Genomic DNA, 25,835 nt, shown 5'->3' with positions numbered 1-25,835 from the left:
TCACACGGTCCGCGCAACCAATATTTATTATCCAGGAGGGCGTGGGCGACCCCCTTAGCTCCGTCCCCGCCGCGGCGGGGGCGGCCGCGGCGGGGGGCGGGTGAGTTTCCCCCCCCCCCCGGCTGTGCTGCGGTGATCGGTCACGCCCGGCGCATGTATGCCTTGACCGTGAGCGGGGCGAAGATCGCGATGACGACCAGCGAGCCGATCAGCGACCAAGCCAGATCGCTGCCGAAGGCGGCGCCGTTCATCAACCCGCGGCACGTATTCACCATGTAATACACCGGGTTCACGTGATTGAGGCCCTGCATCCAGCCCGGCATCGTGCTCACCAGCGCGAAGGCGCCGGACATGAAGGTCAGCGGGAACATGATCATCATCGAGATGCCCTGCACGCCCGCCGCGCTCTTGCCGGTGACCCCGACCAGCGCCCAGATCCAGCTGATCGCGAACGAGCAGAAGACGATGACCAGACCCGCCGCGACGACCCCGAGCACGCCGCCCTCCGGGCGATAGCCGATGGCGACGCCGACGACGATGGTGAGCACGGTGGCGAGGGCGTAGCGCACCATATCCGCCAGCAGAGCGCCGGCCAGCGCCGAGACACGGGCGATCGGCAGGGATTTGAACCGGTCGAAGACGCCCTTGTCCATGTCCTCGCGCAACTGGGTGCCGGTGACGACCGAGGTGAGCACCACGGTCTGCACCAGGATGCCGGGAATCAGGACCGGCAGGTAGTCCTGCACGCTGCCGCCGATGGCGCCGCCGAAGATGTAGGCGAACAGCGCGGTGAACAGGATCGGCTGGATCGTCACGTCGAACAGCTGCTCGGGCTTGTGCTTGATCTTCAGCAGGCCGCGGTAGGCCATGGTGAACGAGTTCGCCGCCGCTTGGACGAGCGGAACGTGGTTGCTCACGTCGGGGATCTTCGTCGGCGCCGTTCGGCGCGTCTCGGTCGCGGTGATGGTGGTCATGGTCGTGCTCCTTCTCTGCGGGCGCGGGATCCGGCGTGGTCACGCAGGCTGCCGCCTGCGGTCCGGACGCTCATGCCGCGCTTTTCGCGGAATCGTCGGTGGTGTCCTCGGCCGGGTGGCCGGTGATGGTGAGGAAGACCTCGTCCAGGCTCGGCTTGGTCACAGTGATCTCATCGATGCCGACCTCCCACTCGCGCAGACGGATCAGCAGATCGGCGGTGACACCCGCGTCGGTCAACGGCGCGGTGAGCCGCCCGGCCTCCGGGGTGATCTGCGCTTCGACGCCGAGGAAATCGCCGACGATGCGGCGCGCCTCGTCGAGCTGGCCACGATCGACCAGCGTCAGATGCAGCGACGAACCGCCCACGGAGGCTTTCAGTTCGTCGGCCGTGCCGTCGGCGATCACCTTGCCGCGGTCGATCACCGCGATGCGGTCGGCCAGTTGGTCGGCCTCGTCCAGGTATTGGGTGGTGAGCAGCACCGTCGCGCCTTCGCGGACGAGGCGGCGGATGGTCTCCCACATCTGGGCGCGGGTGCGTGGGTCGAGCCCGGTGGTCGGTTCGTCGAGGAACAGCAGCGGCGGCGTCGCGATGAGACTGGCCGCCAGGTCGAGGCGGCGTCGCATACCGCCGGAGAAGTGCCGCAGCGGCTTGTTCGCCGCCTCGGTGAGGTCGAATTCCTCGAGCAGCTCGGCCGCCTTGCGCCGGGCGTCGACGCGACTCAGGCCGAGCAGTCGGGAGAAGACGATCAGGTTCTCGGTGGCGCTCAGGTCCTCGTCGACCGAGGCGTACTGCCCCGTGACGCCGATGAGCGAGCGGACGGCCGTCGGCTCGGCGACCACGTCGTGGCCGAAGATGCGTCCGCTGCCGCCGTCCGGTCGCAACAGGGTCGCGAGCATGCGGATGGTCGTGGTCTTGCCTGCGCCGTTCGGTCCGAGCACGCCGTACACCGAGCCCTGCGGCACCGCCAGGCTCACACCGTCGACGGCCCGCTGTTCCCCGAACACCTTGACCAGGCCGTCCGCCTCGACGGCGAGCGCTGAAGTTGGTGCGAAAGAAGTCATGTGGACAACTGTGGATGCCCAGACTTGCACGGCTCTTGCGCCGTGCTGTTATGGCCGCGACTTCGTCGCCGCGAACGGCGGATGCTCGGTCTCGCTTCGCTCGAAACCTGTGGTTGCGGTGCGCTGGGCGCGCAAGCCTCGGAGTTCCGGACTCGGCGGTGGCCTTCAGGGCGAGGCCGCGTGCCGAACAGAGGCTGTGCCCGGAAACAGTGGTCGCCTACCCTCACGAATGTGAGCACAGCCGCTGATACGACTGCCGTGACGAACCTGATCATGAAGTACGCGGAGCTGGTCGACGCCGGGGATTTCGCCGGTGTCGGCGCGCTGTTCGCCGACGGCGTCTTCGTCGGCAGTGGTACGACGATCAGGGGCCGGGAAGGCGTGCGCTGCCCGGCGATCCGCTAGCGGGTCGACTCGGCCAAGAGGTATTCGCGCAGTTTGGCGCGGTCGGGCTTGCCGGGGCCGCGGAGCGGGAATTCGTCGAGGACGGCTAGTTCGCGGGGGGCCGCGATGGAGTCCAGTTCGGCGGAGACGTATTCGCGCAGCTCGGGGAGGGTGGGGGTGGCGCCTGGCGCGGGGATCACCGCGACCGCGACGCGCTGGCCGAGCCGTTCGTCGGGCAAGCCGAGGACGACCACCTCCCTGATGGCCGGGTGGTTGATCAGCACGGCCTCGACCACCTGCGGGATCACCAGCAGGCCGCCGGTCGTGATCGCCTCGTCCAGCCGCCCGGTGATGCTCAATACGCCGTTGTCGAAGGTGCCCGCGTCCTCGGTGCGGAACCAGCCCGGCTCGGCGAAGGCGGGATGGTCGGGCTGATTGCGGTAGCCGGAGGCGATCATCGCGCCGCCCAGCACCACCCGGCCCTCTTCGATACGGACCTTCGTGCCCTCCAGCGGCACGCCGTCGTACACGCAACCGCCGCAGGTCTCGCTCATGCCGTAGGTGCGCACCACGGTGATGCCAGCGGCTCGCGCGCGCTCGTAGACCGGCAGCGGAGTGGCCGCGCCGCCCACCAGCACGCCGTCGAGCTGGGCCAGCGCGGTGGCGGCGACCGGCGACTCCAACGCTTTGATCAGCTGGGTCGGCACCAGGGCCGTGTAGCGCCGCTCACCGCGCATACCCGAGATGGCGCCCGCCAAGGCCTCGGGCAGGAATCCGCCGGACACGTCGAGCACGGTGGGTTCGGTCCCCGCCAGGATGCTGCGCAACAGCACCTGGATACCGGCGATGTGATGGGTCGGCAGGGCCAGCAACCAGTTGCCGGGGCCGCCGAGCCGGTCGTGGGTAGCGGTGCCGCTGGCGCGCAGGGCCGACGAGCTGAGCATCGCGCCCTTCGGTATGCCCGTGGTGCCGGAGGTGGTCACCACCAGAGCGATGTCCTCGTCGATCGGCTCGCCCGGCGACAAAGCGTCGCTCAGGCGCCTCGCCTCGCGCCGATCGCTGGTGGGAATGGGGAGCCAGGCGGCCCCGTTACCTTCCAGCGCCTCCCGTAGGTGGGGCATGACGTCGCCGAGACCGGACCCGGTCGGCATCGGCAAGGTACGCAGTTTCTTGGTCATGCCATGCCTCGCCGCTCGCCCGGCTCGGTGGTGCCCAGAGCCGCTGTGCCCATGGCTCGCTCGCTGCACTCCCTCACGGTAGGGATCGTGTCATGCCCGCGCCGCCGCGTGCGGAACGGGTCGGTATGCCGGAGTGGCGCGCCCATAGCGCGGCCACCCGGTCGGATCGGGGCTCAAGTGGGACAGGCATCGAGACTGCGATTCACTCGTCGGACGGGACACGGACACAGCCGGCCCGGACGTCGGCGGTCGGGTGGCCATCCGAGCGTTATCGTCCTCGCCGGTCGACGCGTTGGCAACTCGGTGCGGCCCGCCGAACTACCGAATGGAACCGTTGCTACGACGCCTGCCAGCGAGAATCCCGCCGGATCGGATGGGACGGGGGGATCTCCACCAGAACGATCGGCACGCCGTCTGGATCGCGTATCCACATCTCGTGCAGACCCCACGGCTCCTCGACGGGGGCGCGATCGATCGCGATCCCCTTCAGCGCCAGTTCCACGGCGGCGGCGGAGACGTCGCGCACCTGGAGCCAGATCGCGCCCTCGAACGACGACGATTCTCCGGACCCGCCGTGCGCGGCCACCTCGATCAGCGACTGTCCCGCGAAGAAGACCGTGCCGCCCGGATACTCCCGCGCGATGGCCAGTCCCAGCCCGTCCCGGTAGAACGCGAGCGTGGCCTGGTAGTCGGCGGGGCGCAGGATGATCCGGCTGCTGAGGATGTCCATGTCAGAAGTACCAGGGGTAGGGGGTCCAGTCCGGCTTGCGCTTCTGCAGGAACGCGTCGCGGCCCTCGACGGCTTCGTCGGTCATGTAGGCCATCCTGGTCGCCTCGCCCGCGAAAAGTTGCTGGCCCACCAGTCCGTCGTCCAGCAAATTGAACGCGTACTTCAGCATGCGCTGCGCCTGCGGGGACTTGCCGTTGATGTCGGCGGTCCACTCCAGCGCGACGTCCTCCAGCTCCGCGTGGTCGGCGACCTTGTTCACCGCGCCCATCTGGTGCATCTCCTCGGCGGTGTAGGGGCGGCCCAGGAAGAAGATCTCGCGGGCGAACTTCTGGCCGACCATCTTGGCCAGGTACGCGCTGCCGTAGCCGCCGTCGAAGCTGCCCACGTCGGCGTCGGTCTGCTTGAACCGGGCGTGCTCGCGGCTGGCCAAGGTCAGATCGCAGACCACGTGCAGGCTGTGACCTCCGCCCGCGGCCCAGCCGTTCACCAGCGCGATCACCACCTTCGGCATGAAACGGATCAACCGCTGCACCTCCAGGATGTGCAGGCGGCCCGCGCGGGCCCGATCGACCGTGTCGGCCGTCTCGCCGCTGGCGTACTGGTATCCGCTGCGACCGCGGATGCGCTGGTCACCCCCGGAGCAGAAGGCCCAACCGCCGTCCTTGGGGCTGGGGCCGTTGCCGGTGAGCAGCACCGCGCCGACGTCCGGAGTCATCCGCGCGTGGTCGAGTGCCCGGTAGAGTTCGTCGACCGTGTGGGGGCGGAACGCGTTGCGCACCTCCGGCCGGTCGAACGCGACACGCACGGTGCCCTGCTCGATGTGCCGGTGATAGGTGATGTCGGTCAGGTTCTCGAATCCCGGAACGGGGCGCCACAGCTTCGGATTGAACGTCACCGGGCAATGCTAGGTCTCGCTTCGCTCGAAAGTCGTGGTCGGGCCCGTGAGCGGCGACGACCGGGACTTGCGTTCCAGCCGCCGCGGAGGCGAGCGGTGCGGTCGAATCGCCGGGAACCCGGGAATTCCGCGCAGGGTTGGCGAGACTTTGATTTGACGGTGTAAAACTACGCGTTACCGTGCAACTATGAGCGAGCGAGTGAAACCGGTTATAGACCGGAGCGCGGTGGACGGATCCCGGTACGAGAAGCACGGCGGGTTTCCGAAGGTCACCCCCGCGAAGGTCGGGCCGAACTTCGGCGGGTTCATCGAAGCCATGCGGACGTTGCAGGATCTCGCGGTGAGCGCGAACGCGCCGGACGATGTCTTCGGGGCCGCGCAGGCCAAAGCCCGCGAGCTGATCGACCTGCTCGAGCCCTACCGCGCCCCCGAATTGCATGGACCGGCGGGCCGCGCGGTCGAATTGCCCGGGCGGGGAAGCCTTCTGCTGTTGCCGTGGCGGGTGGTCGAGGCGGGGCCGGACGGCATCGAGATGACGGGGGTGTTCCGCCGCTTCCATCTCGGCGGCAACGGCGCCGCGCACGGCGGTGTGCTGCCGCTGCTGTTCGACGATCTGCTCGGCATGATCGTGCATTACGCCGGACGGCCGATCAGCCGCACCGCGTATCTTCACGTCAACTACCGCAAGATCACTCCGCTCGAGACGGAACTGACGGTTCGCGGACGGGTCGATCGGATCGAAGGACGAAAAACTTTTATCACCGCCGAATTGCTCGATGAGCAGGGCGATCTCCTCGCGGACTGCGAAGGTCTGATGGTCGAGTTGCTACCGTGGCAGCCGTAGCCGGGTGAATGCTGGCGCGGGCACGTATAGTTGCCCTCGCTCGTTCATCGATACCGATCCGGAGGAACCTGAAAGTGGTTGCAGCACTGTCTGAATCCCTGCTCGACGACGCGAAGCGCCCGGCTTTCCTTGCCGATGCCGTCGAGGTTCTCGACGCCGAGGTGTCGGACAAGGGTGGTGCGTCCGGCCTGGCTGTGAAGGGTGGCTACGCGGCGGTCAAGAAGATCAGCCCGTCCATCGTGCCCGATGCGCTGGAGTCGTTGGCGCCCAAGCTGGTCGCGCAGCTGGAGCCGTTCTGGCAGGAGTACACGGCGTCGGGCTCCGGCAAGTTCGCCGACCTGCTCGTCGCCAAGTCCGATGAGGTCGCCGAGGCATTGCTCGCCGTCACCGACGCCCGGGCCGAGTCCTCCAGCCGCCCCGCCCTGCAGAAGGTCTACTCCTCGATGCGTTCCTCGGCGAAGAAGAACGTCATCGAGGCGCTGCCGCGGGTCGGCGACCTGATCCAGAAGCACGCCGGGTAATCGGCTCTGTCGTTTTTCCAGCGCCTGCGGCGCTGGGTGTTCGCGGCCCCCTTCATGGCTCGCGTCCGAGCGACCACCGCTGGCGACTTCGTCGCGGACGCGGCGGCCACTCGGACGCGAGCCGGGCCGCGAACGGCGCATGCTCGGTCTCGCTTCGCTCGAAACCGGTAGTTGAGCCGGTGCCGTCGCGTAGCGAGGCGGGATCACGGTCTGAGCCCTGCCTCAGGTGTCGTGTTCCGTAAAGATTCAGACTTTGCGGTTGCGGATGAGGCCAGGTCTGGGGCTTGGTCGTGTCTTCGGGCGTGCTGTCCGGGTGCTTGTGCTGGCGGTTTGTCGGCATGGTGGCCGTTGAGCCTGGTGGTGGCGGCCGCTGTCAGATGTCGGCCGCACTCCTTGCGACTCGAGGCCGGTCGGCTATGGCGACTTCGCCCGGGACTTGCGGCCATCGGAATAAAACCCGGCCGCGAATGGGCCCGTGTGCGACGACACAGTGTGATTGCGAACCTCCCGGCGCGGACTTCTGGTTGCCTGTCTGCCAGTCTGGAGGCGTGAACCCGTCTACAGCACAAGCGCAGGTCGTCGTCGACGAACTCGTGCGCGGGGGCGTGCGGGATGTCGTCCTGTGCCCCGGCTCCCGGAACGCTCCGCTGGCATTCGCCCTGCAAGCCGCCGATTCGGCCGGGCGACTGCGCCTGCACATGCGGATCGACGAGCGAACGGCGGGCTTCCTCGCCGTCGGGCTCGCGATCGCGAGCCGGCTCCCGGTCCCGGTCGTGATGACCTCGGGTACCGCGGTGGCCAACCTCGGGCCTGCCGTGCTGGAGGCGAACTACGCTCGGGTTCCGCTGGTGGTGCTCAGCGCGAACCGGCCCTACGAGCTGCTCGGCTCCGGCGCCAATCAGACCGTCGAACAGTTCGGCCTGTTCGGCAGCCAGGTTCGCGCCACCATCTCGCTCGGTCTCGCCGAGGAGGAGCCGGGCGACGCCGAGCACCCGCCCTACGGCCGGCAGAACAGCCAGTGGCGCTCGGCGGTCTGCCGGGTGCTCGCGGCGGCGCGCGGTACCCGCTCCGGCAACGCGGGCCCGGTGCACTTCGATGTCCCGCTGCGCGAGCCCTTGGTCCCCGACTTGAAACCGGGTGAAACGGCTCCGGCGGGCCGCGCGGGGGAGTGCGCCTGGACCGACACCCAATACGCCACCTTGGACGTGCCGCTCGATCTCGACCTCACGCCCGACACGGTCGTGATCTCCGGACACGGCGCAGGCTTGCGGCCGGAACTGGCGCATCTGCCCACCGTCGCCGAGCCGACCGCCCCCATGCACGGTCCCGCGCTGCATCCCCTCGTGCTGCCGTTGTTGCGGCCGACGCAAGCGATCATTACCGGCCGCCCGACCCTGCACCGGCAAGTATCGAAGGTGCTCGCCGACCCGGACGTCCGGGTCTACGCGCTGACCACCGGTCCGCGTTGGCCCGACGTGTCCGGCAACGTGGTCGGCACCGGTACCCGCGCCGTCACCGTGGGCGCACCCAGCGCGCAATGGCTCGAGCGCTGCCGCGAACTGAACGCGAGAGCCGACCAAGTGGTGCGTGGCGCACTCGCGCGACACCCCAAGCCGACCGGCCTGCACGTCGCCGCGGTCGTGATGGACGCGCTGCGCGACGGTGACCAACTCCTGCTCGGCGCCTCGAACCCGGTGCGGGACGCGGCGCTGGTGTCGCATCCGCGTCCGGGGATCAGGGTGCTGTCGAATCGTGGCGTAGCGGGTATCGACGGCACGGTGTCCACCGCCGTCGGCGCCGCTCTGCACCACGACGGGCGCACCATCGCCCTGATCGGTGACCTGACCTTCCTGCACGACGCGTCCGGCCTGCTGATCGGGCCGGGCGAACCGCGGCCCGCCGATCTGACCATCGTCGTCGCCAACGACGACGGCGGCGGCATCTTCGAACTGCTCGAGCAGGGCGACCCGCAATACGCGGGCGTGTTCGAGCGAGTCTTCGGCACCCCGCACGGCATGGATCTCGCCGCCTTGTGCGCCGCCTATCGCATCCCGCACCGGCAGGTGGATCCGCAGCAGCTGGCGGTCGAGCTGACCGGGAACGCCCATGGCATGCGGGTGCTCGAGGTGGCCACCGAGCGGTCCAGCTTGCGGGAACTGCACGCGACGGTGCGGGCCAAGATCCAGCCCTGACCGGGCGGTCAGTAGCCGGATTCGTCCTCGGGTTCGTCATCGATCGGAACCGGGATGGACTGTTCGATCACGTCCGCCGGGTTCGCCTCGAAGGTGTCGCGTTCCAGAGTCGCCCGTACGACGGCTTCGTCCTCCTCGGGCTCGTCGTCGAGCACTGGCTCCTCCGGATACGCCGGAATGGACTGCTCGGCGAGATCGGCCTCCGGGATCGCGTCGGCAAGGGGATCTGACATCGTGAGCTCCTCTCCGCGTAGGCCTCTCGATCGGCATACCCGTCGTGGCACGCCGCAATCGAGGCGGACGATCAACTCGGACTGCATCGAGGATGCCCGCGGTCCGGGCGTACGGCAAGCACCCGGCGCTCAGTGTTGTCGCGCTTCGCCCACCCGCGCCGCCGTCGCGTCCGCCGGGTGTTCGACCAGCGCGAGCATGCGCCCGGCCATGAATCGCGCGGTCCGCACGGCCGTCCCCGATCGCGTCACTTCGCTGACTTCGACCACGCCTCGCGCGATCCTCACCTCGACCCGCCTACCCGCTCGGGTAGCCGCGATCTCATAACTGCGGGACCCGTCGCCGACGTCGACGACGATCTCCACCCGATCACCCTTCATCTTTCAATTATCCGCTTTTCCAGGGCTTTTCGCCGCTACGGGTTGATTGCGGAACGGCTCGCCGCTCAATTTCGGCGTCTCGTTCCGTCTCTGCTTCCGGAGACGTCCCACACCCCGAGGAGGCCCGATGAATCCCGAGTTCGATTTCGAGCCCGCGGCCGCCACTCTGGCGACCGTCGTCGGCGGCATCGCCGACGACCAGCTCACGGCGCCGACACCGTGCGCCGACACCACGGTCCGCGATCTGCTCGCCCACGTAGTCGATCTGACCGAGGCATTCCGTCAGTCGGCGACCAAGGAGGCCGTCGGGGGTTCCGTCGCGCCCGGCGCCCCTGCCGAGCGCGCCTTGGCGGAGGACTGGCGTGAGCGCATTCCGGCCCAGCTCGATGCCTTGGTGGCAGCGTGGCGGGAGCCGGCGGCCTGGGACGGCGACACGGAGGCGGGTGGGGTGAACGAGCCCGCCCCGGTGATGGCCAGGATCGCGCTGGACGAGGTGGTCGTGCACGGCTGGGATCTCGCGAAGGCCACCGGTCAGCCGTTTTCGTGTGCCGCCGAAGATCTGGCGACCTTGCTGGACATGCTGAGCGGCACACCCGCCGAAGGGGTGCCCGGTCTGTTCGGGCCGGTGGTGCCGGTCGCGGCCGATGCCACCGCCTTGGAGCGAGTCCTCGCTTTCACCGGTCGCCGCGCCGACTGGACCGCGGGCGACCGGGGAGCGGTGCTCGGCTAGTCGGCGGCGGACACGAACGTGCCCGCCCGTACGGCATCGACGGCGGCGCGGGCCGCGCGGTCCGCCACGATGTCATCGATCGGATCGCCGCTGGCGAGCAGCCGGTAGTACAGCGGTGCCGACACCGCGGACAGCACCGCGCGTGCGTCGGTGCGCTCGGGCGCTTCGCCGCGTGCGATGGCGGCCGCCACGCAGGCCGACCATTCGGTGAGACGCACGTCGTAGAAGCGGCGCAGGGCGGCCGCGGTGGACTCGTCGCAGGTGGCGGCCGCGATCACGGCGCGGAAGAGCCTGCCTTGGCGGGGATCGGACAGGGTTTTCGCGACCAGGCGGGCATTGGCGGTGAGATCGCCGAGGAGCGAGCCGGTGTCGGCGTGCGGCAGCGACTGCTCGGCCATGTCGACCAGCAGGTCCGCGATCAGGCCGGTGGGTGTGCGCCAGCGGCGGTAGACGGTGGTCTTGCCTACTTCGGCGCGCGTCGCGACCTCGGCGAGGTCCAAGTGGGCGAAGCCGCGTTCGGTCAGCAGGTCGCCCGCGGCTCGCAGTACGGCCGCGCGGACCCGGGCGGTCCGTCCGCCGGGCCGGACGGAGCCGGGGGTCACGTCATCCATGGGCATAACGGTACTCTAGTTTCATTTACGCGCGAAGGGGTGTACCGTCCGAAGTGTTAATGGAACTACATACCCTTTAGGAGGGTGGTCCAGTGAACGTTCGGACGGATGAGACGCAAATGGAGTACCGGCGGCTCGGCGCGTCGGGCCTGCACGTCCCGGTGTTGAGTTTCGGTGCGGGCACCTTCGGCGGGCGCGGCGAACTGTTCGGTGCGTGGGGCGATACCGATGCCGAACAGGCGCGACGGCTGGTCGACATCAGTTTGGACGCAGGCGTGAGCATGTTCGACACCGCCGACGTCTACTCCGATGGCGCCTCCGAAGAAGTGCTCGGCGCCGCCGTGAAGGGCAGACGCGATCGGGTGCTGCTGTCCACCAAGGCGACGCTGCCGACCGGACCGGGTCCGCGGGACGCCGGTTCCGGCCGGGCCAGGTTGATCGGTGCGGTGGAGGGATCGCTGCGCAGGCTGGGCACCGACTACATCGATCTGTTCCAGCTGCACGCCTTCGACGCGGGCACGCCGGTCGAGGAAGTCGTCGCCGCGCTGGACGATCTGGTGCGCGCGGGCAAGATCCGCTATGTCGGCGCGTCCAACTTCGCGGGTTGGCAGCTGATGAAGTCCCTTGCCGCGGCGGATCGCAACGGGCTGACCAGGTACGTCGCGCACCAGATCTACTACTCGCTGGTCGGGCGGGACTACGAATGGGAGCTGATGCCGCTGGGCCGCGACCAGGGCGTCGGCGCGGTGGTGTGGAGTCCGCTCGGCTGGGGCAGGCTCACCGGCAAGATCCGCCGCGGACAACCGCTTCCGGAAGGCAGCCGCCTGCACCGGACCGCCGAGGCGGGCCCTCCGGTAGACGACGAGAAGCTCTACGACGTGGTCGACGTCCTCGCCGAGCTGGCCGCCGAAACCGGCAAGACGGTCCCGCAGATCGCGCTCAACTGGCTGCTGCGCCGCCCCACCGTCGCGACGGTCATCGTCGGCGCACGCAACGAGGAGCAACTGCGCCAGAACCTCGGCGCGATCGGCTGGGAACTCGACGCCGACCAGGTCGCCCGCCTGGACAAAGCCAGCGCAACCACCCCGCCCTACCCTTACTACCCGTACTACCGCCTCCCGGACTTCACCCGGCTGAACCCGCCCGCGGTGTGAGCGTGTCGAACGATCAGTTCGCTCGGGTCGGCGTCGCGGTGCAGCCGAACTTGCCGATCGTGATCACGGCCGGACCGCCGAGGCGGTCCAGGTCGTACATCGCCTCACCGAGGTGGGTGGACATCAGGACCACCCACCGGTCCCACGAAGTTGTGGCGCTGCCTCGCGAACCGTCCTGCGCGATACGCCGGTAGTACGCGAGCAGCGTGTCGGGCGAGAACCGCATGGCGATCGGCGGAGTCAGCGCCGCCTCGTTGCGTTCGACGATATGTGGGATGCCATGTAATACCTGGATTTTCCAGCCTTCCCAGGTCCATCGTGTTTCTCGATGAAGCGGGGCGCGGCCGCGTTCCATGTCGTGATATTGATCACTGAATGGGGCGCTGTGGCCTGGCGATACGGTCGGTCAGTACACGTCGCGGACGTAACGCTTTTCGGCGACGAGTTGCTTCTTGAATGCCAGTGCGCCGTCCTCGTCGAGTTTGCCGTGGATGCGCGCGATCCGCAGGAGCGCGTCGTCGACGTCCTTGGCCATGCGGCTGGCGTCGCCGCAGACGTAGAAGTGGGCGCCGTCGCGCAGCCAGGACCACAGCTCGGCGCCGTGCTCGATCATGCGGTGCTGCACGTAGATCCGTTCCCGCTGGTCTCGGGAAAAGGCTAGGTCGAGCCGGGTCAGGAAGCCGGAACGGAACATGTCCTCCAACTCGGTGCGGTAGTAGAAATTGTGCGCCGCGTGCTGATCGCCGAAGAACAGCCAGTTGCGCCCGGTGCAGCCGAGGGCCCTGCGCTCCTGAAGGAATCCGCGGAAGGGGGCGATGCCGGTGCCGGGGCCCACCATGATCATCGGCGCGGTCGGGTCGGCCGGAGGACGGAAATGCGGTGCGCGCTGCAGGAAGATCGGCACCGCCGTGTCGGTGAGGTCGGCGCGATCGGCGAGGAAGGTCGAGCAAACGCCACCGCGCCGCGCCGCCGAGCCGGTGGCCGCCGGGTCGCCGTAGCGCACGATGCCGACGGTCAGCTCCACTTCATCCGGGCTGACCCGCGGACTCGACGAGATCGAATACTGGCGCGGCTGCAGCTTTTTCAGAGTGCCGAGCCACTCCACCAGATCGGCCCGCACGGGGAAATCGCGCACCACGTCGACTGCCTGCCGATCCCACAGGTAGTTCGCCAGCTCGTTGCGATTGTCTCGGCGCAGCAGTTTCGCGAGTTTGCCGCTGGGGTTGCGCTCGGCGAGGAAGCCGAGCAGATCCGGACCGACCTTGGTGATGTCGAAGTGCGTGCGCAGCGCATCGGCCAAAGGAACTTCGCGTTCGTCGACCTCTACCACCCGGCGACCGTCCAGCCCGGTGGCGGTCAGCCATTCGCTGACCAGAGCGGTGCTGTTCACCGGCCGGACGCCCAGCGAATCGCCCACTTCGTACGCGGCATCCGAGCCGCGCAGATCGAACCCGAAGCGGCGCACCTCTTTCGATGATCCCGCGGCGGAGAGCAACTCGTTGCGCACCAGTGCGGCACGCAGCGGCGCGGCGCGGGTGAACGGTGCGGTGCGAGTGCGGCCAGGTGCCGGGGCGATGCTCGGCGACTCCACTGTGGCCACCCCGCCGCCACGGGGCGTGGGTCGGCTCGGCGTGGCCGCACCGGTCACCGGCGAATCGGCAGGGTCCTCGGCCGGGCCGTCGCCCAAGGCGGCGAGCACGTCATCGAGCCAGCGCTGTGCCGCGTCTTGGTAGTCGGGTTCACTGTCGACGCGCGGGAGCAATCGGGTCGCGCCCAGTTCGGCGAATTTCTGGTCGAGTTTGCGACCGTAACCACAGAAGTCGTTATAGGAGGAGTCGCCGAGCGCGAACACGGCGTAACGCACACCGGTCAGCCGCACGACGCCGTCGGCCAGCCGATCCCAGAAATCGGCTCCGTTGTCCGGCGGACCTCCGTCGCCGAACGTGCTGCTGACCACCAGCACGTCGCCCTGGAGCGCGCCCGGGTCGCAGGAGTCCAGGTCCGATAGGCGCGGTGTGAATTCGTGCTCGGCGAGATGTGCCGCGACGGCGGCGGCGAACTCTTCGGCGTTGCCGGTCTGCGAGGCCCACAGCACGGTGACCGTGCGAGCGGCGGCGCCCGTGTCCGTCGTGGTCGCCGCACTACGCGAATACATCCCGGCCAGCAGCCCGTCGACCCACAGCCTGGTGTGCGCGGACATCGGCGCCGTCTCCGGAAGCACCGGCTGGCCGGTCACCGGAAGCGCTTGCAGCGCCGCCAGATAGCCGCTGAGGTAGATCCGCTCGGTCTCGCTGAGCGTGGGGGCGGTGCCGCTGTCGAGGCCGAGCACGGCGGCCAGCGGGTGCACCGCCTGAGCCGCGGGCAGCGCGGCGGGAGCCTGCGGCTGCGGCACGGAAGCCACCCGGCGTAGCGCCACCGCGCAGGCCTTGAACTCCGGTTGCAGCGAGGCCGGATCGACCGCGTCGTTGGTGACCGCGTTGATGGTCAGGTATTCGCCCTGCTCGTCGTTCCAATGGAACGGCACGAAGCAGTCGCCCTGCCGCACTCGGTCGCTGACCTGCACCGGAAGCACCGCACGGCCACGGCGGGAGGCGATCTCGAGCTGGTCGCCCGTGCGCAGACCGAGCCGCTCGGCGTCGGCCGGATGCACCTCGACGAACGGCGTGCCGTTCAGCTTGGTCAACTTGTCGATCTTGCCGGTCTTGGTCATCGTGTGCCACTGGTGTTGCAGGCGGCCGGTGTTCAGCAGGAACGGGTAGTCGTCGTCGGGCATCTCCTCCGGCAGCAGGTGCGGCCGTGGCCAGAACACCGCGCGTCGGCTCGGCGTGGCGAAGGCCAGCCGGGGCCGGTGGCCGTTCTCATCGACGAACAGCGTCTGGCTGACGCCGTCGTTGACGTAACGGATCGGGTTGCGCCTGCGGTCCGGCTCCGCGCACGGCCACTGCATCGGCCCTTCGCGCAGCGCCGCATAGCTCACGCCGCGCAGGTCGTAGCCGGTAGCGGGATTCGCGAACCGCTTGATCTCGTCGAATACCTCGGCGCTGGAGGCGAAGTCGAAGCCGGGGAATCCCATGGCGGTGGCGACGTCGGCGATGATCCGCCAATCCGGCCGCGCGTCGCCGATGGGCGGGACCGACTGCTGCAGGAGGGTCAGGTTGCGTTCGGAATTCACCATCACCGCGTCGGCCTCCGCCCACAGCGTGGCGGGGAGCAGCAGGTCGGCGTAGGCGTTGGTCGCGGTCTCGGTGTATGCGTCCTGGGCGATCACCAGTTCGGCCGCCTCCAACCCCGCGATCACGGTCTTTCGGTTCGACACCGTGGCGACGGGGTTGGTGCAGATGATCCAGGCCGCTTTGATCGTTCCTTCGGCCAGTTCACGGAACATCTCCACCGTGCCGGGCCCTGCTTCGGTGCGCAGGGTGCCGGGCGCCAGTTCCCACGCCGTCTCCACGAACGTGCGGTCCTCGGCGGAGAGCAGGCTGCGCTGGCCGGGCAGGCCGGGGCCCATATACCCCATCTCGCGCCCGCCCATCGCGTTCGGCTGCCCGGTGAGCGAGAACGGCCCGCTGCCGGGACGGCAGATCGCGCCGGTGGCCAGGTGCAGGTTGCACAGCGCGTTGGTGTTCCAGGTGCCGTGTGTGGACTGGTTGAGTCCCATCGTCCACAGCGACATCCACTCGCCCGCGGCGCCGATCCATTCGGCCGCGGTCCGGATGTCGGCCTCGGCCAGTCCGGTGATCTCGGCCACGCGCTCCGGCGGATAGTCGGCCAGGAACTCCGGCATCGCGTCCCAGCCCTCGGTGTGCTCGGCGATGAACTCCGCGTCGATGTGGCCGCCTGCGACCAGCAGGTGCAGCAAACCGTTGAGCAGCGCGAGATCCGTGCCGGGCGCGATCGGCAAGAACAGGTCGGCGCGCGCGGCGGTCTCGGTGCGGCGCGGGTCGACCACGATGAGCTTCGCCCCTGCCTTCGAGCGATCGGCCATCCGCAGAAAAAGGATGGGGTGGCAGTCGGCCATGTTCGCGCCGATGACGAAGAACAGGTCCGCGTGCTCGAAGTCGTCGTAGGAGCCCGGCGGCCCGTCCGCGCCGAGCGACTGCTTGTACCCGGTGCCCGCGCTGGCCATGCACAGTCGCGAGTTCGCCTCGATGTGCACCGTGCGCAGATAACCCTTGGCGAGTTTGGTCGCGAGGTACTGCGCCTCCAGCGACATCTGCCCGGAGACGTACAGCGCGATCGCGTCCGGACCGTGTTCGTCGAGAATCGCGCGCAAGCGAGTGGCCGCCTCGTGGACGGCCTCGTCGACGGGGAACGGCACCGGAACCTGGCCGCGCTCGAAGCGCCGGTAGGCGGTCTCCATCCGTCCCGGGGTGCGCATCAACTCCGCGTGGGTCGCCCCCTTGGTGCACAGCCTGCCCGCGTTCGCCGGATGCAGTTTGTCACCGCTGACCTTGGCGATAACCGGCTTGCCCGCGCCGTCGGCGGCGGTCGACACCGTTATCCCGCAGCCGACGCCGCAGTACGAGCACGCCGTTCGGGCGGTGCCGTCGCCGCGGCCGGTCACTGGATCGGTCATGTCTCCGATCATGCGGACCGCCGATTGCGCCGGATTTACCTCGCGTTATCGCCAGGTGACATTCCTCCTCACCGCTTCCGGATCGGCCGGTGAGGTGTGTGATCCAGATCTCCGGCTCAGTCCAGCTTGTAGGCGCGGTGCAGGGCCACCACGCCCCCGGTGAGGTTGCGCCACTTCACCGACGACCACCCGTTCGCCGCGATCCGCATCGCCAGCCTGCGCTGATTGGGCCACTCCGTGATCGATTCGGCCAGGTAGACGTAGGCTTCGGGATTACTGCTCACCACGCGCGCCACCTTGGGCAGCGCTTTCATCAGGTACTCCAGGTACACCGTGCGGAACACCGGCAGCACCGGCGCGGAGAACTCGCACACCACCAGCCTGCCGCCGGGCTTGGTGACCCGCAGCATCTCGCGCAGGGCGAGGTCGGTGTCGGCCACGTTGCGCAGCCCGAAAGAGATGGTGACCGCGTCGAAGGAGTCGTCGGCGAACGGCAGCGCCATCGCGTCGGCCGCCACCATCGGTACGTCGCGGAACCGGCCCGCGCTGAGCATGCCCTTGGAGAAGTCGGCTGCGAGGCACCACGCCCCGGATTTCTGCAGTTCCAGGGTGGATACACCGGTGCCCGCCGCGAGGTCGAGCAGCCGCTCGCCCGGCCGCGCCGCCAGCGCCTTGCGGGTCGCCCAGCGCCAATAGCGATCCTGTCCGGCGGAGATCACCGTGTTGGTCAGGTCGTAGCGCCGGGCGACGCCATCGAACATCGCCGCGACTTCGCGCGGCTGCTTGTCCAACGAGGCCCGGTTCGATTGCGTTTTCGCCACGGGAAGACCCTAACTCGCGGTCTGTTACGAACCGAGCGCGGCGCGTGGATACCTCCGTCACGCTTCGGCCGGGTTCATGCCGTATGCGGCAACCGAATCCGAGCGCCCGTCACTTCGGTGTAGTGGCCCATCAACTCGGTGCAGATGGCGGGCCAGGTCCGCGACAGCACCGACTTCCGCGCCGCCCCGGCGAACCGGGTCCGCAGCTCCGGATCGTGCAGCGCCCCGACAGCACTGGGCAGCAATTCGCTGAAGCGGTCCACCGGAAGCAGATAGCCGTTGCGGCAGTGGGCGACCAGGTCGCGGGGACCGCCCGCGTCGGGACCGATCACCGGGACACCGGAGGCCAGCGCCTCCTGCACGCCCTGGCAGAACGTCTCGTGTTCGCCCGCGTGCACCATGACGTCCAGACTGGCGTACGCCCGCGCCAGCTCGCCGCCGCCGAGTTCGCCGGTGAACACCGCGGTCGGCATCAGCCGGGCCAGCCGCTGACGCTCCGGCCCGTCGCCGACGATCACCAGCTGGATGTCCGGGTCGGCGGCCAGCACCGCGAGCCGCTCGACGTGCTTCTCCGGCGCGAGCCGCCCCACGAAGCCCACCAGCAGGCGGTCCCGGCCCGCGAGCCAGGCGTCCCGCAGTTCGGCGGAGCGGGCGCTCGGCGTGAACCGCGCGATGTCGACGCCGCGCCCCCACCGATGCACGCGCGGGATGCCGTGCCTGGCCAGGTCCTCCGCGGCGGCCCGGGACGGGGCCAGCGTGCGGGTGGCGCCTTCGTGGATGCGCCGGGTCCAGCCCCAGGCGGCACGGCTCGCCAGCCCGAGCCCGTAACTCTTGGCGAAGCCGGCCACGTCGGTCTGATATACCGCGACAGTGGGCAGGTCCAGCCGCAATGCCGCGCCGAGGCCGCCGGCGCCGAGCAGGAACGGAGAGGCCAGGTGAACCACCTCGGCGTCGAAGTCCTCGATGGCCGAGACGATGCCCGGCTGGGGCAGCCCGACCGGCAGCGAACTGACCTTCGGGACCATGACCGCGGGTACCCGGTGGACCGGGAAGCGCTCGTAGTGGCGCGATGCGGCGGGCTGTCCGCGGGGGGTGTCCGGCGCGATGATCAGCGCTTCGTGCCCGTTCCGGTCCAGGTGTTCGAGCACCCGCAGCACCGAGTTGACGACGCCGTTCATGTTCGGCAGGAACGATTCCGCGACGATCGCTACACGCACGCTCCCAGCGTGACCGCCACACCGCGCCGCGCCGCCACGCCGAAGTGAAGCGCACGAAAAGATCCGGCGAACTATCGGAACTCCGACGGCTTTCCCGGTGACGCGGATCTCAGGCCTGCGGCGCGGGCCTGACCACCGGCGCGGGACCGCGTCTACCCGCGCGGGAAAGCAACCACAGCACGGGCAGCGCGAGCAGCCACACCACGAGGATCACCGACAACGCGGGCGGAATGGCGACGCGCACGTCACGGCCCTCCACCCGCACCAGGTCCGGGTCGCTGCGGCGGTACTCCACACGAATCCGCTCGCCCGCGGTCAAGTTGGTCGGATAGAGCACGCCGACCTTCGGATTGTGCGTCTCGCCGTCCGGTGTGACGTACATGACCGCCGAACGCAGCCGTCCCGCCGAGAGCACCTCGGCCGTGGTGCTGCCCTTGTCCGAGCTGATCAGATAATCGTTGCGCCACGCGGCCAGCACCAGCAGCCCGACGAGGACGCTCACCGCCGCCGCGGCGATCAACACGCCGATCCTGGCCCGTCGCAGGCGGATCGGCCGCCTGGTGAACTGGCTGGTTTCCGACACCGCCACAGGCTACCGATCGGCTCGGCTACGGTGGCGGCCATGTCCCGAAAATTCAGCTTCACCGTGCCGTACACAGTCCCGGTCGAAGATCTCCACCGGGCACTCATCACCGACGACGTCTGGCGGTCCCGCTTCGCCGAGGCGGAGACGGCGACAGTCGACCTGTCGCATCCCGACGGCGCGGGCACCATTCGCATCCATATGACCGAGAAGGCTCCGAAGGACAAGGTGCCCGCGCTGGTCCGCAAGGTGCTCAAGAGCGAACTCACCTTCTCCCGCACCGACAACTGGCAGCCGCTGGTCGGCGAGGTCGCCAAAGGCACCTTCGAGGTCTCCACCGGCGGCATCAACACCGCGATGTCGGGGTCCTACGAGATCCGTTCCACCGCGGAAGGTTCCGAGATCGAGGTGGTCGGCACCGTGCGGGTAAAGGTTCTCGTGGTCGGCGGCGCGATCGAGCCACTCGCCGAGCAGTTGCTCCACCGGGTGCTCAACGGCGAGCGCAAATGCATCGAGGACTGGCTGTCCGCCGAGTCGACCGCCTGAGCGCGCGCGTTGCCCCAGCGCGCCGGGGCAACGCCGTCGCGGCCTAGGCGAAGTCCTGCGGCGAGAACTCCTTCGGCTCCACCAGGACCAGCCAGTTTCCCGAATTGTCCCGGATGATCGCCTCGGTCCCGTAGGGCCGTTCGGCGGGCGGCTGCACGAACTCCACCCCTTTGGCGGTGAGTTCCTCGAAGGTCTTCTGGCAGTTCTCGGTCCGCAGGCCGAGCGAGCCGTGCGTGCCGTTGGCCAGCGCCCGACGGACGGCGTCGGCGTAGTTCTCGTCCAGCGGCGGGCCGGGAAGCATCAGCGTGATCTCCAGCTCGGGGTGCGCGGGATGCGCGACGGTGACCCAGCGGAAACCGTTGTCGCCCATCGTGACGTCGCTGGTCTCGACGAAGCCGAGCTTGTCGACGTACCACTCTTTCGCGGCGGTTTGGTCCGTCACGTACACCGTGACCAGGGAAACGTTCGTAATCGTCGTCATGCGGTCCACGCTATGGCGGGCGCGGCGCCACCGGCTTCTCCGAAATTGCGCCGTTCGGTCAGCCGGGCGGCTTGCGGTCGGAGAGCCCGTGCATGAACACGAAACAGCCGGGGATGCGCGGAGCGCCGTCGGCGAACTTCGCCTGGTATTCCGACGGCGTGACCCCGACCAGCTGCCGGAACTTGCTGCTGAACGAGCCGAGGCTGCTGTAGCCGACCAGCATGCACACCTCGGTGACCGTCAGATTGGTCGAGCGCAGCAGGTCCTGGGCGCGTTCGATGCGCCGCTCGGCCAGGTACACGGCCGGGGTGCGGCCGTAGACCGCGGCGAACGCGCGCAGGAAGTGGTATTTCGACACCCCGGCGGCCGCCGCCAGTTCCTCCAGATGCAGCGGGTCGGCGTAATGGCGGTCCGCGAGGTCCCTGGCCCGGCGCAGATGCGGGAGCAGATACAGCGCGGGCAAGCCGCGCGCTCGTTGTCCGCCCATCGCGCCGCCCTCGTCCCTAAGCGAACGGCGGACGCTCGTCGAAGCGCAGCGATGCCCGGCCCGCCATCCGCCACGCCCGCGCGGTCAGGTCGACGTCCTCGTCGGTCACCAGATTGCCCATCACCCGGACCGCGGTGCGCTGCAAGTACTTCGACCGCATCACCGGCGGACCACCCAGCGGCACCATGCGCGGGTGCGTGGCCAGGCCCGCGATCCGCCGGGCGACCGAGAACGTGCGTCCGTAGCGGGCGCGCAGGGTCTGCGGCCAGATCGTGGTGAAGTCGGGCTCGTCCAGCAGGCCGGCCAGCATGTGGCCGCCCTCCAAGCCGTAATCGATGCCTTCGCCGTTCAGCGGGTTCACACACCCCGCCGCGTCGCCGATCAGCACCCAGTTGCGCCCCGCGACGTTCGAGACCGCCCCGCCCATCGGCAGCAGGGCCGAGGCGACCGCGCGCAGCGAGCCCTCGAATTGCCATTCCTCGGTGCGCAGCGCGGTGTAGTGCGCCAAGAGCGGCTTCAACGCGATGTGCGAGGGGCGACGTTCCGTGGCCAGCGACCCCACACCGATGTTCACCTCGCCATTGCCGAGCGGGAACACCCAGCCGTAGCCGGGAACCAGTTCGCCGGAGGCGTCGCGCAACTCCAGATGCGAGGTGATCCACTGGTCGTCGCTGCGGCCGGACTTGATGTAGGCCCGCGCGGCGGTGCCGTAGGCGTACTGCCGATGCCAGACGCGGCCGAGCAGCCGCCCGATCGGCGAACGCACCCCGTCGGCGACCACCAGCGTCCGGCAGGCGATGGTGCGCGTGCCGCCCGCCGTACGCACCGTCACACCCGTGACCCGGTCACCCTCCCGGGTGACATCCATTACTTTCGTCCCGTCCACCATGCGCGCTCCCGACTTCACCGCCGTCTCGCGCAACTTGTCGTCGAGTTCGGTTCGCGGAACCGCGCTTCCGTACGTGGGGAAGGAACCGCCCGGCCAGTTCAGCAGCGCTTCGCGGCCGAAGCCGGTCATCCGGAGGCCGTGGTTGACGACGTGCGCGCGCACCCACTCGCCGAGCCCCAGCTGCTCCAATTCGGCGGTCGCACGCGGGGTGAGTCCATCACCGCAGGTCTTGTCCCTGGGAAAAACGGCGGAATCGACGAGCACTACGTCCCGTCCGGCCCGCGCCGCCCAGGCCGCCGACGCCGATCCGGCCGGGCCCGCGCCGACGACCAGCACCTCGGCCCGGCTGGGCAACGCGTCCTCGGCGGGCGCGGGACTCGCTTCCGGTGAACCCATGCGGTCCATACTCGCAGGGCCGTCTCGCCGATGTCGACGGCGGTCGCGCTCGCGTCGTGGACGGTCACCAGCGAGGCGGTGCGACAGTGGACGATCCGCCACAGAGTGACGGTGTTCATGGGCCATCCGACGGGGACACGCTAGGTTCTCTACCGTGGGGTCGGACGCATCGCTGGGAGAAGGAATGAGCACATCAGCCATGAGCGAGCGCAGCGAGCGAATCATGGACACGGCGCACGGCGGGCACAGCGAAGCCGGGAGCGACGCGGGCACGGTCGTGGCCGGGGTCGATCTCGGTGACGTCGGGCTGGCCGACACCGTGCGCAACGGCTTGGCGGACGTGGAGAAACTCCTCGTCGACGAGCTGTCCGACGGCGCGGAATTCCTCCAGGAGGCGGCGCTGCACCTGGCCAAGGCCGGCGGCAAGCGATTCCGTCCGCTCTTCACCATCCTCACCGGACAGCTCGGCCCGCGCCCCGCCGATCCCGCTCTGGTCACCGCGGGCACCGTCGTCGAACTCGTGCACCTGGCGACGCTGTACCACGACGACGTGATGGACGAGGCCCCGATGCGCCGCGGCGCGCCTAGCGTCAACTCGCGGTGGGGGAACAACATCGCCATCCTCGCGGGCGACTACTTGTTCGCGCACGCGTCCCGGCTCACCTCCACCCTCGGTCCCGACGCGGTGCGCATCATCGCCGAGACCTTCGCCGAACTCGTCACCGGTCAGATGCGCGAGACCATGGGCGCCCGCGAATCCCAGGACCCCGTCGAGCACTATCTCCGCGTGGTCTGGGAGAAGACCGGTTCGCTCATCGCCGCCGCGGGCCGCTTCGGCGGCACCTTCTCGGGTGCGGATGCCGAGCACGTCGAGCGACTGGCCCGCCTCGGCGACGCGGTCGGCACCGCCTTCCAGATCTCCGACGACATCATCGACATCTCCTCCGCCTCCGAGCAGTCCGGCAAGACCCCTGGCACCGACCTGCGCGAAGGTGTGCACACGCTGCCGGTGCTGTACGCGCTGCGCGAGGAGGGCGTCGACGGCGACCGGCTGCGCGCGCTGCTCGCGCGTCCGCTGGAGACCGACGACGAGGTGAAAGAGGCGCTCGACCTGCTCGCCGACTCCCGCGGCATGGCGCTGGCCAAGGAGAAGCTCCAGGGCTACGCCGACCTCGCCTACGCCGAGCTGTCCGCCCTGCCCGGCGGCCCCGCCAACGACGCGCTGGAGCGACTGGTCCGCTACACCATCGAACGCGTGGGTTGAGCTGGGTTGGTTTGGCCGCGACTTCGTCGCGGCGTGTTCGCGAGCCGGGCCGCGAACGGCGCATGCTCGGTCTCGCTTCGCTCGGAAGACGTGGTTGCGGTGTGCGGTGGCGCCGCCCGCGCTCACAGAACGGCTTCGCCGCGGCGGCTGGTGCGAGCGACAGTGGTCCGCCGCTCATGCGCCGGGGCAGATGTCGGCGAGGATTGATTTCCGCTGGCTGATTTCAGCTGGGCGCGGATTCATCGGAACTTTGCCTGGAGCTTCTATCGTTTATCTGCTGTAAGGCGACTCGGTGAACGGGGGAGCGGCAAGGGAGACGTATGCACGGGCACGGGTTTGCGAACGGGCTGAAGACCTTCGGGCTGATGGTGGGCCTGTCGGCCCTGATCGTGTTCATCGGCGCGCTGTTCCGCAACCCGACGATCCTCGTCGTCGCGATCCTGCTCGCGGTGGGCATGAACGCCTACGCGTACTTCAACAGCGACAAGATCGCGTTGCGGGCCATGCACGCGCAGCCGGTCAGCGAGCTGGAGGCGCCGGTCATGTACCGGATCGTGCGCGAGCTGGCCACCATCGCGCGCCAGCCGATGCCGCGGCTGTACATCAGCCCCACGAACGCGCCCAACGCGTTCGCCACCGGACGCAATCCGCGCCATGCCGCGGTGTGCTGCACCAGCGGCATCCTGCAACTTCTCGACGAGCGGGAATTGCGGGCCGTGCTCGGCCACGAACTGTCGCACGTCTACAACCGCGACATCCTCATCTCCTCGATCGCGGGTGCGCTCGCCGCCGTCATCTCGGGCCTGGCCAACCTGGCCGTCTACGCGTCCATGTTCGGCGGCAACCGCAACGGCGAGGGCCCGAACGTGCTGGCGGTGCTGCTGGTGTCACTGCTCGGCCCGATCGCGGCCACGCTGATCAAACTGGCCGTCTCCCGCTCGCGCGAATTCCAGGCCGACCAATCCGGCGCCGAACTGACCGGCGACCCGCTGGCCCTCGCCTCCGCACTGCGAAAGATCGAACGTGGCGTTCACGCCGCCCCGCTTCCGCCCGAACCGCGGCTGGCGTCGCAGTCGCATCTGATGATCGCCAACCCGTTCCGCCCGGGTGAGCGGGTCGCCCGCTGGTTCGCCACGCACCCGCCGATGAACGAGCGCATCGCCCGGCTGGAGGAGATGGCGGGCGGTCCCCGCCGGTACTGAGCCCGGCGGTCTCAGTCGTCGGCGGCCAACTGGTCTTCGTAGGCGCGGAACGTATCGACGAACAACTTCCGCTGCTCCGCGGTGAGCGGCTCGAGCACCGTACGCCAGGCGCGAGCGCTGCGCCCCAGCCATTTGTGGACGGACCGCTCGTGCGCCGATGCGATGGCGACGATGGTGCGTCTGCGGTCGTCCGGGTCGGTGCCGCGTTCGAGCACACCCTGCTTGCTGAGTTCGCCGACCATGAGACTCACCGTCGTCGGCGCCACCTCCAGCCGGGCGGCCAGGTCCGTCACCGTGGTCGGGCCGTCGAACACCAGGTTGGCCAGCAACGACAGGTGCCGCGGCGCAAGCGAGAAGGATTCCAGCTCGGGGGGAACGCCCAACTTCTTGGCCCGTCCGACCACGCGCGGCATGAGCAGCAACAACGTCCGGATGCCCTCGTCCACGCCGAGTCCGGCCCGCTCCTCGGTCGCCATGCAGTCCCCTCTAGCACCCTCGTGGACAGGCTGGACGCGACCGACCCGGCCGCGCTGCGGACCCGGAGCTCAGCGGTAGTTGACGAACTGCAGCGCGATCCCGAAATCATCGCCCTTCAGCAGGGCGATGACGGCCTGCAGATCGTCGCGTTTCTTGCTGCTCACGCGCAGCTCGTCGCCCTGGATCTGCGCCTTCACGCCCTTGGGGCCCTCGTCCCTGATCTTCTTGGAGATCTTCTTCGCGTGCTCGGAGTCGATGCCCTGCACCAGCGAACCGGTGATCTTGTAGACCTTGCCGGAGGAGACCGGCTCTCCCGCGTCGAACGCCTTCAGCGAGATGTCGCGGCGGATCAGCTTCTCCTTGAACACCTCCAGCGCGGCCTTGACGCGCTCCTCCGCCTCCGCGGTGAGGACGATCTTGTCCTCGCCGGACCATTCGATCGACGCGCCGGTGCCGCGGAAGTCGTAGCGGGTGTTGAGCTCCTTCTCCGCCTGATGCAGGGCGTTGTCGACCTCCTGCCGGTCGACCTTGCTCACAACATCGAAAGACGAATCAGCCACGCTGCGCTCCTGTTCTGATGGTCCGACGGGTGCGTTGAACCGGACGCTTCCAGCCCCCGTCAGTTCTACCCGGAGACCCGAGGGTAGTCGCGTCGCACGGCCGATAGCCAGCCGGTTTGCATTCAGGGTGCGGGTTCGATGTATTCTGCTCAGCGCGCGAAACAATGCGCGAAAGGCAGGTTGCCCGAGCGGCCAATGGGAGCAGACTGTAAATCTGTCGGTGAAAGCCTACGTAGGTTCGAATCCTACACCTGCCACTCCGCTCACTAGGCGAGCCCTGTACGCAGAAAGCGCGTACAGGGCTCGCTTCGTAATGTCTTGTGGGGGTGCAACCCCCACGCCCCGCGGGGGGGGGGGGGGGGCGCCCCCCCCCCCCCCCCCCCGGGGGGGGGGGGGGGGGGGGGGGGGTTGTTTTTGGGGGGTTGGGTTTTTTTTGAGAAAATATGAAA

The 25,835-nt window shown here is 68.9% G+C and carries 27 protein-coding genes and 1 tRNA gene; 10 read left to right on the top strand and 18 right to left on the bottom strand.

Annotated features, from left to right (window positions below; translation table 11 throughout):
* Positions 1-140: 140 nt before the first annotated feature.
* Complete coding sequence (locus ACWEH3_RS00140; RefSeq protein WP_450017698.1) at positions 141-974, bottom strand: ABC transporter permease; 834 nt, start codon at positions 972-974, stop codon at positions 141-143.
* A 70-nt stretch (positions 975-1,044) separates the two neighbouring features.
* Complete coding sequence (locus tag ACWEH3_RS00135; protein WP_450017700.1) at positions 1,045-2,037, bottom strand: ATP-binding cassette domain-containing protein; 993 nt, start codon at positions 2,035-2,037, stop codon at positions 1,045-1,047.
* A 231-nt stretch (positions 2,038-2,268) separates the two neighbouring features.
* Between ACWEH3_RS00135 and ACWEH3_RS00130 the strand changes: the two genes are divergently transcribed.
* Positions 2,269-2,442, top strand: a complete 174-nt coding sequence (locus tag ACWEH3_RS00130; protein WP_450017702.1) for a nuclear transport factor 2 family protein — start codon at positions 2,269-2,271, stop codon at positions 2,440-2,442.
* On the opposite strand, the gene menE is transcribed toward ACWEH3_RS00130, so the two are convergent.
* From menE to ACWEH3_RS00115, 3 genes are all read right to left on the bottom strand, one after another.
* Entirely contained in the window at positions 2,439-3,599 is a 1,161-nt protein-coding gene (gene menE, locus ACWEH3_RS00125) for an o-succinylbenzoate--CoA ligase (protein ID WP_450017704.1), read from the bottom strand. The two genes, ACWEH3_RS00130 and menE, sit on opposite strands and share 4 nt — an antisense overlap.
* Positions 3,600-3,936: 337 nt before the next feature.
* Positions 3,937-4,329, bottom strand: coding sequence for a VOC family protein (locus ACWEH3_RS00120; RefSeq protein WP_450017706.1), 393 nt, complete (start codon positions 4,327-4,329; stop codon positions 3,937-3,939).
* A 1-nt stretch (position 4,330) separates the two neighbouring features.
* Complete coding sequence (locus ACWEH3_RS00115; protein ID WP_450017708.1) at positions 4,331-5,224, bottom strand: 1,4-dihydroxy-2-naphthoyl-CoA synthase; 894 nt, start codon at positions 5,222-5,224, stop codon at positions 4,331-4,333.
* A 187-nt stretch (positions 5,225-5,411) separates the two neighbouring features.
* Here ACWEH3_RS00115 and ACWEH3_RS00110 point away from each other — a divergent pair, with 187 nt between their 5' ends.
* The 3 genes from ACWEH3_RS00110 (at position 5,412) to menD (ending at position 8,781) form a co-directional block, all read left to right on the top strand.
* Positions 5,412-6,068, top strand: a complete 657-nt coding sequence (locus ACWEH3_RS00110) for a PaaI family thioesterase (RefSeq protein WP_355072005.1) — start codon at positions 5,412-5,414, stop codon at positions 6,066-6,068.
* Positions 6,069-6,142: 74 nt separating this feature from the next.
* Complete coding sequence (locus ACWEH3_RS00105) at positions 6,143-6,589, top strand: DUF6918 family protein (protein ID WP_355072006.1); 447 nt, start codon at positions 6,143-6,145, stop codon at positions 6,587-6,589.
* 548 nt (positions 6,590-7,137) lie between these two features.
* Positions 7,138-8,781 (top strand): 2-succinyl-5-enolpyruvyl-6-hydroxy-3-cyclohexene-1-carboxylic-acid synthase, encoded by a 1,644-nt coding sequence (gene menD, locus ACWEH3_RS00100; RefSeq protein WP_450023291.1) that lies wholly within the window; start codon positions 7,138-7,140, stop codon positions 8,779-8,781.
* 8 nt (positions 8,782-8,789) lie between these two features.
* Here menD and ACWEH3_RS00095 read toward each other — a convergent pair whose 3' ends face one another.
* Together ACWEH3_RS00095 and ACWEH3_RS00090 are read right to left on the bottom strand one after the other, a co-directional pair.
* A complete protein-coding gene (locus ACWEH3_RS00095) occupies positions 8,790-9,014 on the bottom strand; it encodes a hypothetical protein (RefSeq protein WP_450023293.1) in 225 nt (74 codons plus the stop codon).
* Positions 9,015-9,143: 129 nt separating this feature from the next.
* Positions 9,144-9,392 (bottom strand): hypothetical protein, encoded by a 249-nt coding sequence (locus ACWEH3_RS00090; protein WP_356962536.1) that lies wholly within the window; start codon positions 9,390-9,392, stop codon positions 9,144-9,146.
* Between the two features lie 127 nt (positions 9,393-9,519).
* Between ACWEH3_RS00090 and ACWEH3_RS00085 the strand changes: the two genes are divergently transcribed.
* The gene (locus tag ACWEH3_RS00085) at positions 9,520-10,122 is read left to right on the top strand and encodes a TIGR03086 family metal-binding protein (RefSeq protein ID WP_450023295.1); all 603 of its coding nucleotides are present in this window, start codon (positions 9,520-9,522) and stop codon (positions 10,120-10,122) included.
* Here the strand turns inward: ACWEH3_RS00085 and ACWEH3_RS00080 are convergent.
* Entirely contained in the window at positions 10,119-10,739 is a 621-nt protein-coding gene (locus tag ACWEH3_RS00080; RefSeq protein WP_450023297.1) for a TetR/AcrR family transcriptional regulator C-terminal ligand-binding domain-containing protein, read from the bottom strand. The genes ACWEH3_RS00085 and ACWEH3_RS00080 overlap by 4 nt on opposite strands.
* 113 nt (positions 10,740-10,852) lie before the next feature.
* Between ACWEH3_RS00080 and ACWEH3_RS00075 the strand changes: the two genes are divergently transcribed.
* Positions 10,853-11,887, top strand: coding sequence for an aldo/keto reductase (locus ACWEH3_RS00075; RefSeq protein WP_450023342.1), 1,035 nt, complete (start codon positions 10,853-10,855; stop codon positions 11,885-11,887).
* Between the two features lie 13 nt (positions 11,888-11,900).
* Here the strand turns inward: ACWEH3_RS00075 and ACWEH3_RS00070 are convergent, their stop codons facing one another.
* The 5 genes from ACWEH3_RS00070 to ACWEH3_RS00050 form a co-directional block, all read right to left on the bottom strand.
* Positions 11,901-12,242 (bottom strand): hypothetical protein, encoded by a 342-nt coding sequence (locus ACWEH3_RS00070; RefSeq protein WP_450023299.1) that lies wholly within the window; start codon positions 12,240-12,242, stop codon positions 11,901-11,903.
* Positions 12,243-12,293: 51 nt separating this feature from the next.
* Positions 12,294-16,463, bottom strand: coding sequence for a molybdopterin-dependent oxidoreductase (locus ACWEH3_RS00065; RefSeq protein WP_450023301.1), 4,170 nt, complete (start codon positions 16,461-16,463; stop codon positions 12,294-12,296).
* 116 nt (positions 16,464-16,579) lie between these two features.
* Positions 16,580-17,284, bottom strand: a complete 705-nt coding sequence (locus tag ACWEH3_RS00060) for a demethylmenaquinone methyltransferase (RefSeq protein WP_450023303.1) — start codon at positions 17,282-17,284, stop codon at positions 16,580-16,582.
* A gap of 74 nt (positions 17,285-17,358) precedes the next feature.
* On the bottom strand, positions 17,359-18,501 hold the full coding sequence (locus ACWEH3_RS00055) for a glycosyltransferase family 4 protein (protein ID WP_450023305.1): 1,143 nt from the start codon (positions 18,499-18,501) through the stop codon (positions 17,359-17,361).
* Positions 18,502-18,610: 109 nt separating this feature from the next.
* Positions 18,611-19,084 carry a DUF3592 domain-containing protein gene (locus tag ACWEH3_RS00050; protein ID WP_450023307.1) on the bottom strand — a complete coding sequence of 158 codons (474 nt, stop codon included), beginning with the start codon at positions 19,082-19,084 and terminating at the stop codon, positions 18,611-18,613.
* A 39-nt stretch (positions 19,085-19,123) separates the two neighbouring features.
* Here ACWEH3_RS00050 and ACWEH3_RS00045 point away from each other — a divergent pair, with 39 nt between their 5' ends.
* Positions 19,124-19,630, top strand: a complete 507-nt coding sequence (locus ACWEH3_RS00045) for a DUF2505 domain-containing protein (protein WP_450023309.1) — start codon at positions 19,124-19,126, stop codon at positions 19,628-19,630.
* A gap of 43 nt (positions 19,631-19,673) precedes the next feature.
* Here the strand turns inward: ACWEH3_RS00045 and ACWEH3_RS00040 are convergent, their stop codons facing one another.
* From ACWEH3_RS00040 to ACWEH3_RS00030, 3 genes are read right to left on the bottom strand one after another with little or no spacing between them, the layout of a single operon-like run.
* Positions 19,674-20,111: a VOC family protein gene (locus ACWEH3_RS00040; protein WP_067810448.1), complete on the bottom strand. Its 438-nt coding sequence runs from the start codon at positions 20,109-20,111 to the stop codon at positions 19,674-19,676.
* 58 nt (positions 20,112-20,169) lie between these two features.
* Positions 20,170-20,598: an AraC family transcriptional regulator gene (locus tag ACWEH3_RS00035; RefSeq protein WP_355072027.1), complete on the bottom strand. Its 429-nt coding sequence runs from the start codon at positions 20,596-20,598 to the stop codon at positions 20,170-20,172.
* A 16-nt stretch (positions 20,599-20,614) separates the two neighbouring features.
* Entirely contained in the window at positions 20,615-21,883 is a 1,269-nt protein-coding gene (locus ACWEH3_RS00030; protein ID WP_450023312.1) for a geranylgeranyl reductase family protein, read from the bottom strand.
* A gap of 223 nt (positions 21,884-22,106) precedes the next feature.
* On the opposite strand from ACWEH3_RS00030, the gene ACWEH3_RS00025 reads away from it, so the two are divergent.
* Positions 22,107-23,147, top strand: coding sequence for a polyprenyl synthetase family protein (locus ACWEH3_RS00025; protein WP_450023344.1), 1,041 nt, complete (start codon positions 22,107-22,109; stop codon positions 23,145-23,147).
* A gap of 320 nt (positions 23,148-23,467) precedes the next feature.
* Positions 23,468-24,349 carry a zinc metalloprotease HtpX gene (gene htpX / locus ACWEH3_RS00020; protein WP_450023314.1) on the top strand — a complete coding sequence of 294 codons (882 nt, stop codon included), beginning with the start codon at positions 23,468-23,470 and terminating at the stop codon, positions 24,347-24,349.
* An 11-nt stretch (positions 24,350-24,360) separates the two neighbouring features.
* Here the strand turns inward: htpX and ACWEH3_RS00015 are convergent, their stop codons facing one another.
* Both ACWEH3_RS00015 and ACWEH3_RS00010 read right to left on the bottom strand, forming a co-directional pair.
* Complete coding sequence (locus ACWEH3_RS00015) at positions 24,361-24,825, bottom strand: MarR family winged helix-turn-helix transcriptional regulator (RefSeq protein WP_450023316.1); 465 nt, start codon at positions 24,823-24,825, stop codon at positions 24,361-24,363.
* A gap of 69 nt (positions 24,826-24,894) precedes the next feature.
* Complete coding sequence (locus ACWEH3_RS00010) at positions 24,895-25,386, bottom strand: YajQ family cyclic di-GMP-binding protein (RefSeq protein ID WP_450023318.1); 492 nt, start codon at positions 25,384-25,386, stop codon at positions 24,895-24,897.
* Positions 25,387-25,560: 174 nt separating this feature from the next.
* Between ACWEH3_RS00010 and ACWEH3_RS00005 the strand changes: the two genes are divergently transcribed.
* A tRNA-Tyr gene (locus ACWEH3_RS00005) sits at positions 25,561-25,643 on the top strand.
* Positions 25,644-25,835: the final 192 nt, after the last annotated feature.

The organism is Nocardia sp. NPDC004718, from assembly GCF_053601535.1.
Note: the sequence above shows the minus strand (reverse complement) of the source record. Positions and strands in the feature narration are given on the sequence as shown.

Excerpts from the sequence above, each read along its gene's own strand:
- ACWEH3_RS00140 (WP_450017698.1), bottom strand. The coding sequence starts at position 974 with ATGACCACCATCACCGCGACCGAGACGCGCCGAACGGCGCCGACGAAG.
- ACWEH3_RS00135 (WP_450017700.1), bottom strand. The coding sequence starts at position 2,037 with ATGACTTCTTTCGCACCAACTTCAGCGCTCGCCGTCGAGGCGGACGGC.
- menE (WP_450017704.1), bottom strand. The coding sequence starts at position 3,599 with ATGACCAAGAAACTGCGTACCTTGCCGATGCCGACCGGGTCCGGTCTC.
- ACWEH3_RS00120 (WP_450017706.1), bottom strand. The coding sequence starts at position 4,329 with ATGGACATCCTCAGCAGCCGGATCATCCTGCGCCCCGCCGACTACCAG.
- ACWEH3_RS00110 (WP_355072005.1), top strand. The coding sequence starts at position 5,412 with ATGAGCGAGCGAGTGAAACCGGTTATAGACCGGAGCGCGGTGGACGGA.
- ACWEH3_RS00095 (WP_450023293.1), bottom strand. The coding sequence starts at position 9,014 with ATGTCAGATCCCCTTGCCGACGCGATCCCGGAGGCCGATCTCGCCGAG.
- ACWEH3_RS00090 (WP_356962536.1), bottom strand. The coding sequence starts at position 9,392 with ATGAAGGGTGATCGGGTGGAGATCGTCGTCGACGTCGGCGACGGGTCC.
- ACWEH3_RS00085 (WP_450023295.1), top strand. The coding sequence starts at position 9,520 with ATGAATCCCGAGTTCGATTTCGAGCCCGCGGCCGCCACTCTGGCGACC.
- ACWEH3_RS00080 (WP_450023297.1), bottom strand. The coding sequence starts at position 10,739 with ATGCCCATGGATGACGTGACCCCCGGCTCCGTCCGGCCCGGCGGACGG.
- ACWEH3_RS00075 (WP_450023342.1), top strand. The coding sequence starts at position 10,853 with ATGGAGTACCGGCGGCTCGGCGCGTCGGGCCTGCACGTCCCGGTGTTG.
- ACWEH3_RS00070 (WP_450023299.1), bottom strand. The coding sequence starts at position 12,242 with ATGGAACGCGGCCGCGCCCCGCTTCATCGAGAAACACGATGGACCTGG.
- ACWEH3_RS00065 (WP_450023301.1), bottom strand. The coding sequence starts at position 16,463 with ATGACCGATCCAGTGACCGGCCGCGGCGACGGCACCGCCCGAACGGCG.
- ACWEH3_RS00045 (WP_450023309.1), top strand. The coding sequence starts at position 19,124 with ATGTCCCGAAAATTCAGCTTCACCGTGCCGTACACAGTCCCGGTCGAA.
- ACWEH3_RS00040 (WP_067810448.1), bottom strand. The coding sequence starts at position 20,111 with ATGACGACGATTACGAACGTTTCCCTGGTCACGGTGTACGTGACGGAC.
- ACWEH3_RS00035 (WP_355072027.1), bottom strand. The coding sequence starts at position 20,598 with ATGGGCGGACAACGAGCGCGCGGCTTGCCCGCGCTGTATCTGCTCCCG.
- ACWEH3_RS00030 (WP_450023312.1), bottom strand. The coding sequence starts at position 21,883 with ATGGGTTCACCGGAAGCGAGTCCCGCGCCCGCCGAGGACGCGTTGCCC.
- ACWEH3_RS00025 (WP_450023344.1), top strand. The coding sequence starts at position 22,107 with ATGGACACGGCGCACGGCGGGCACAGCGAAGCCGGGAGCGACGCGGGC.
- htpX (WP_450023314.1), top strand. The coding sequence starts at position 23,468 with ATGCACGGGCACGGGTTTGCGAACGGGCTGAAGACCTTCGGGCTGATG.
- ACWEH3_RS00015 (WP_450023316.1), bottom strand. The coding sequence starts at position 24,825 with ATGGCGACCGAGGAGCGGGCCGGACTCGGCGTGGACGAGGGCATCCGG.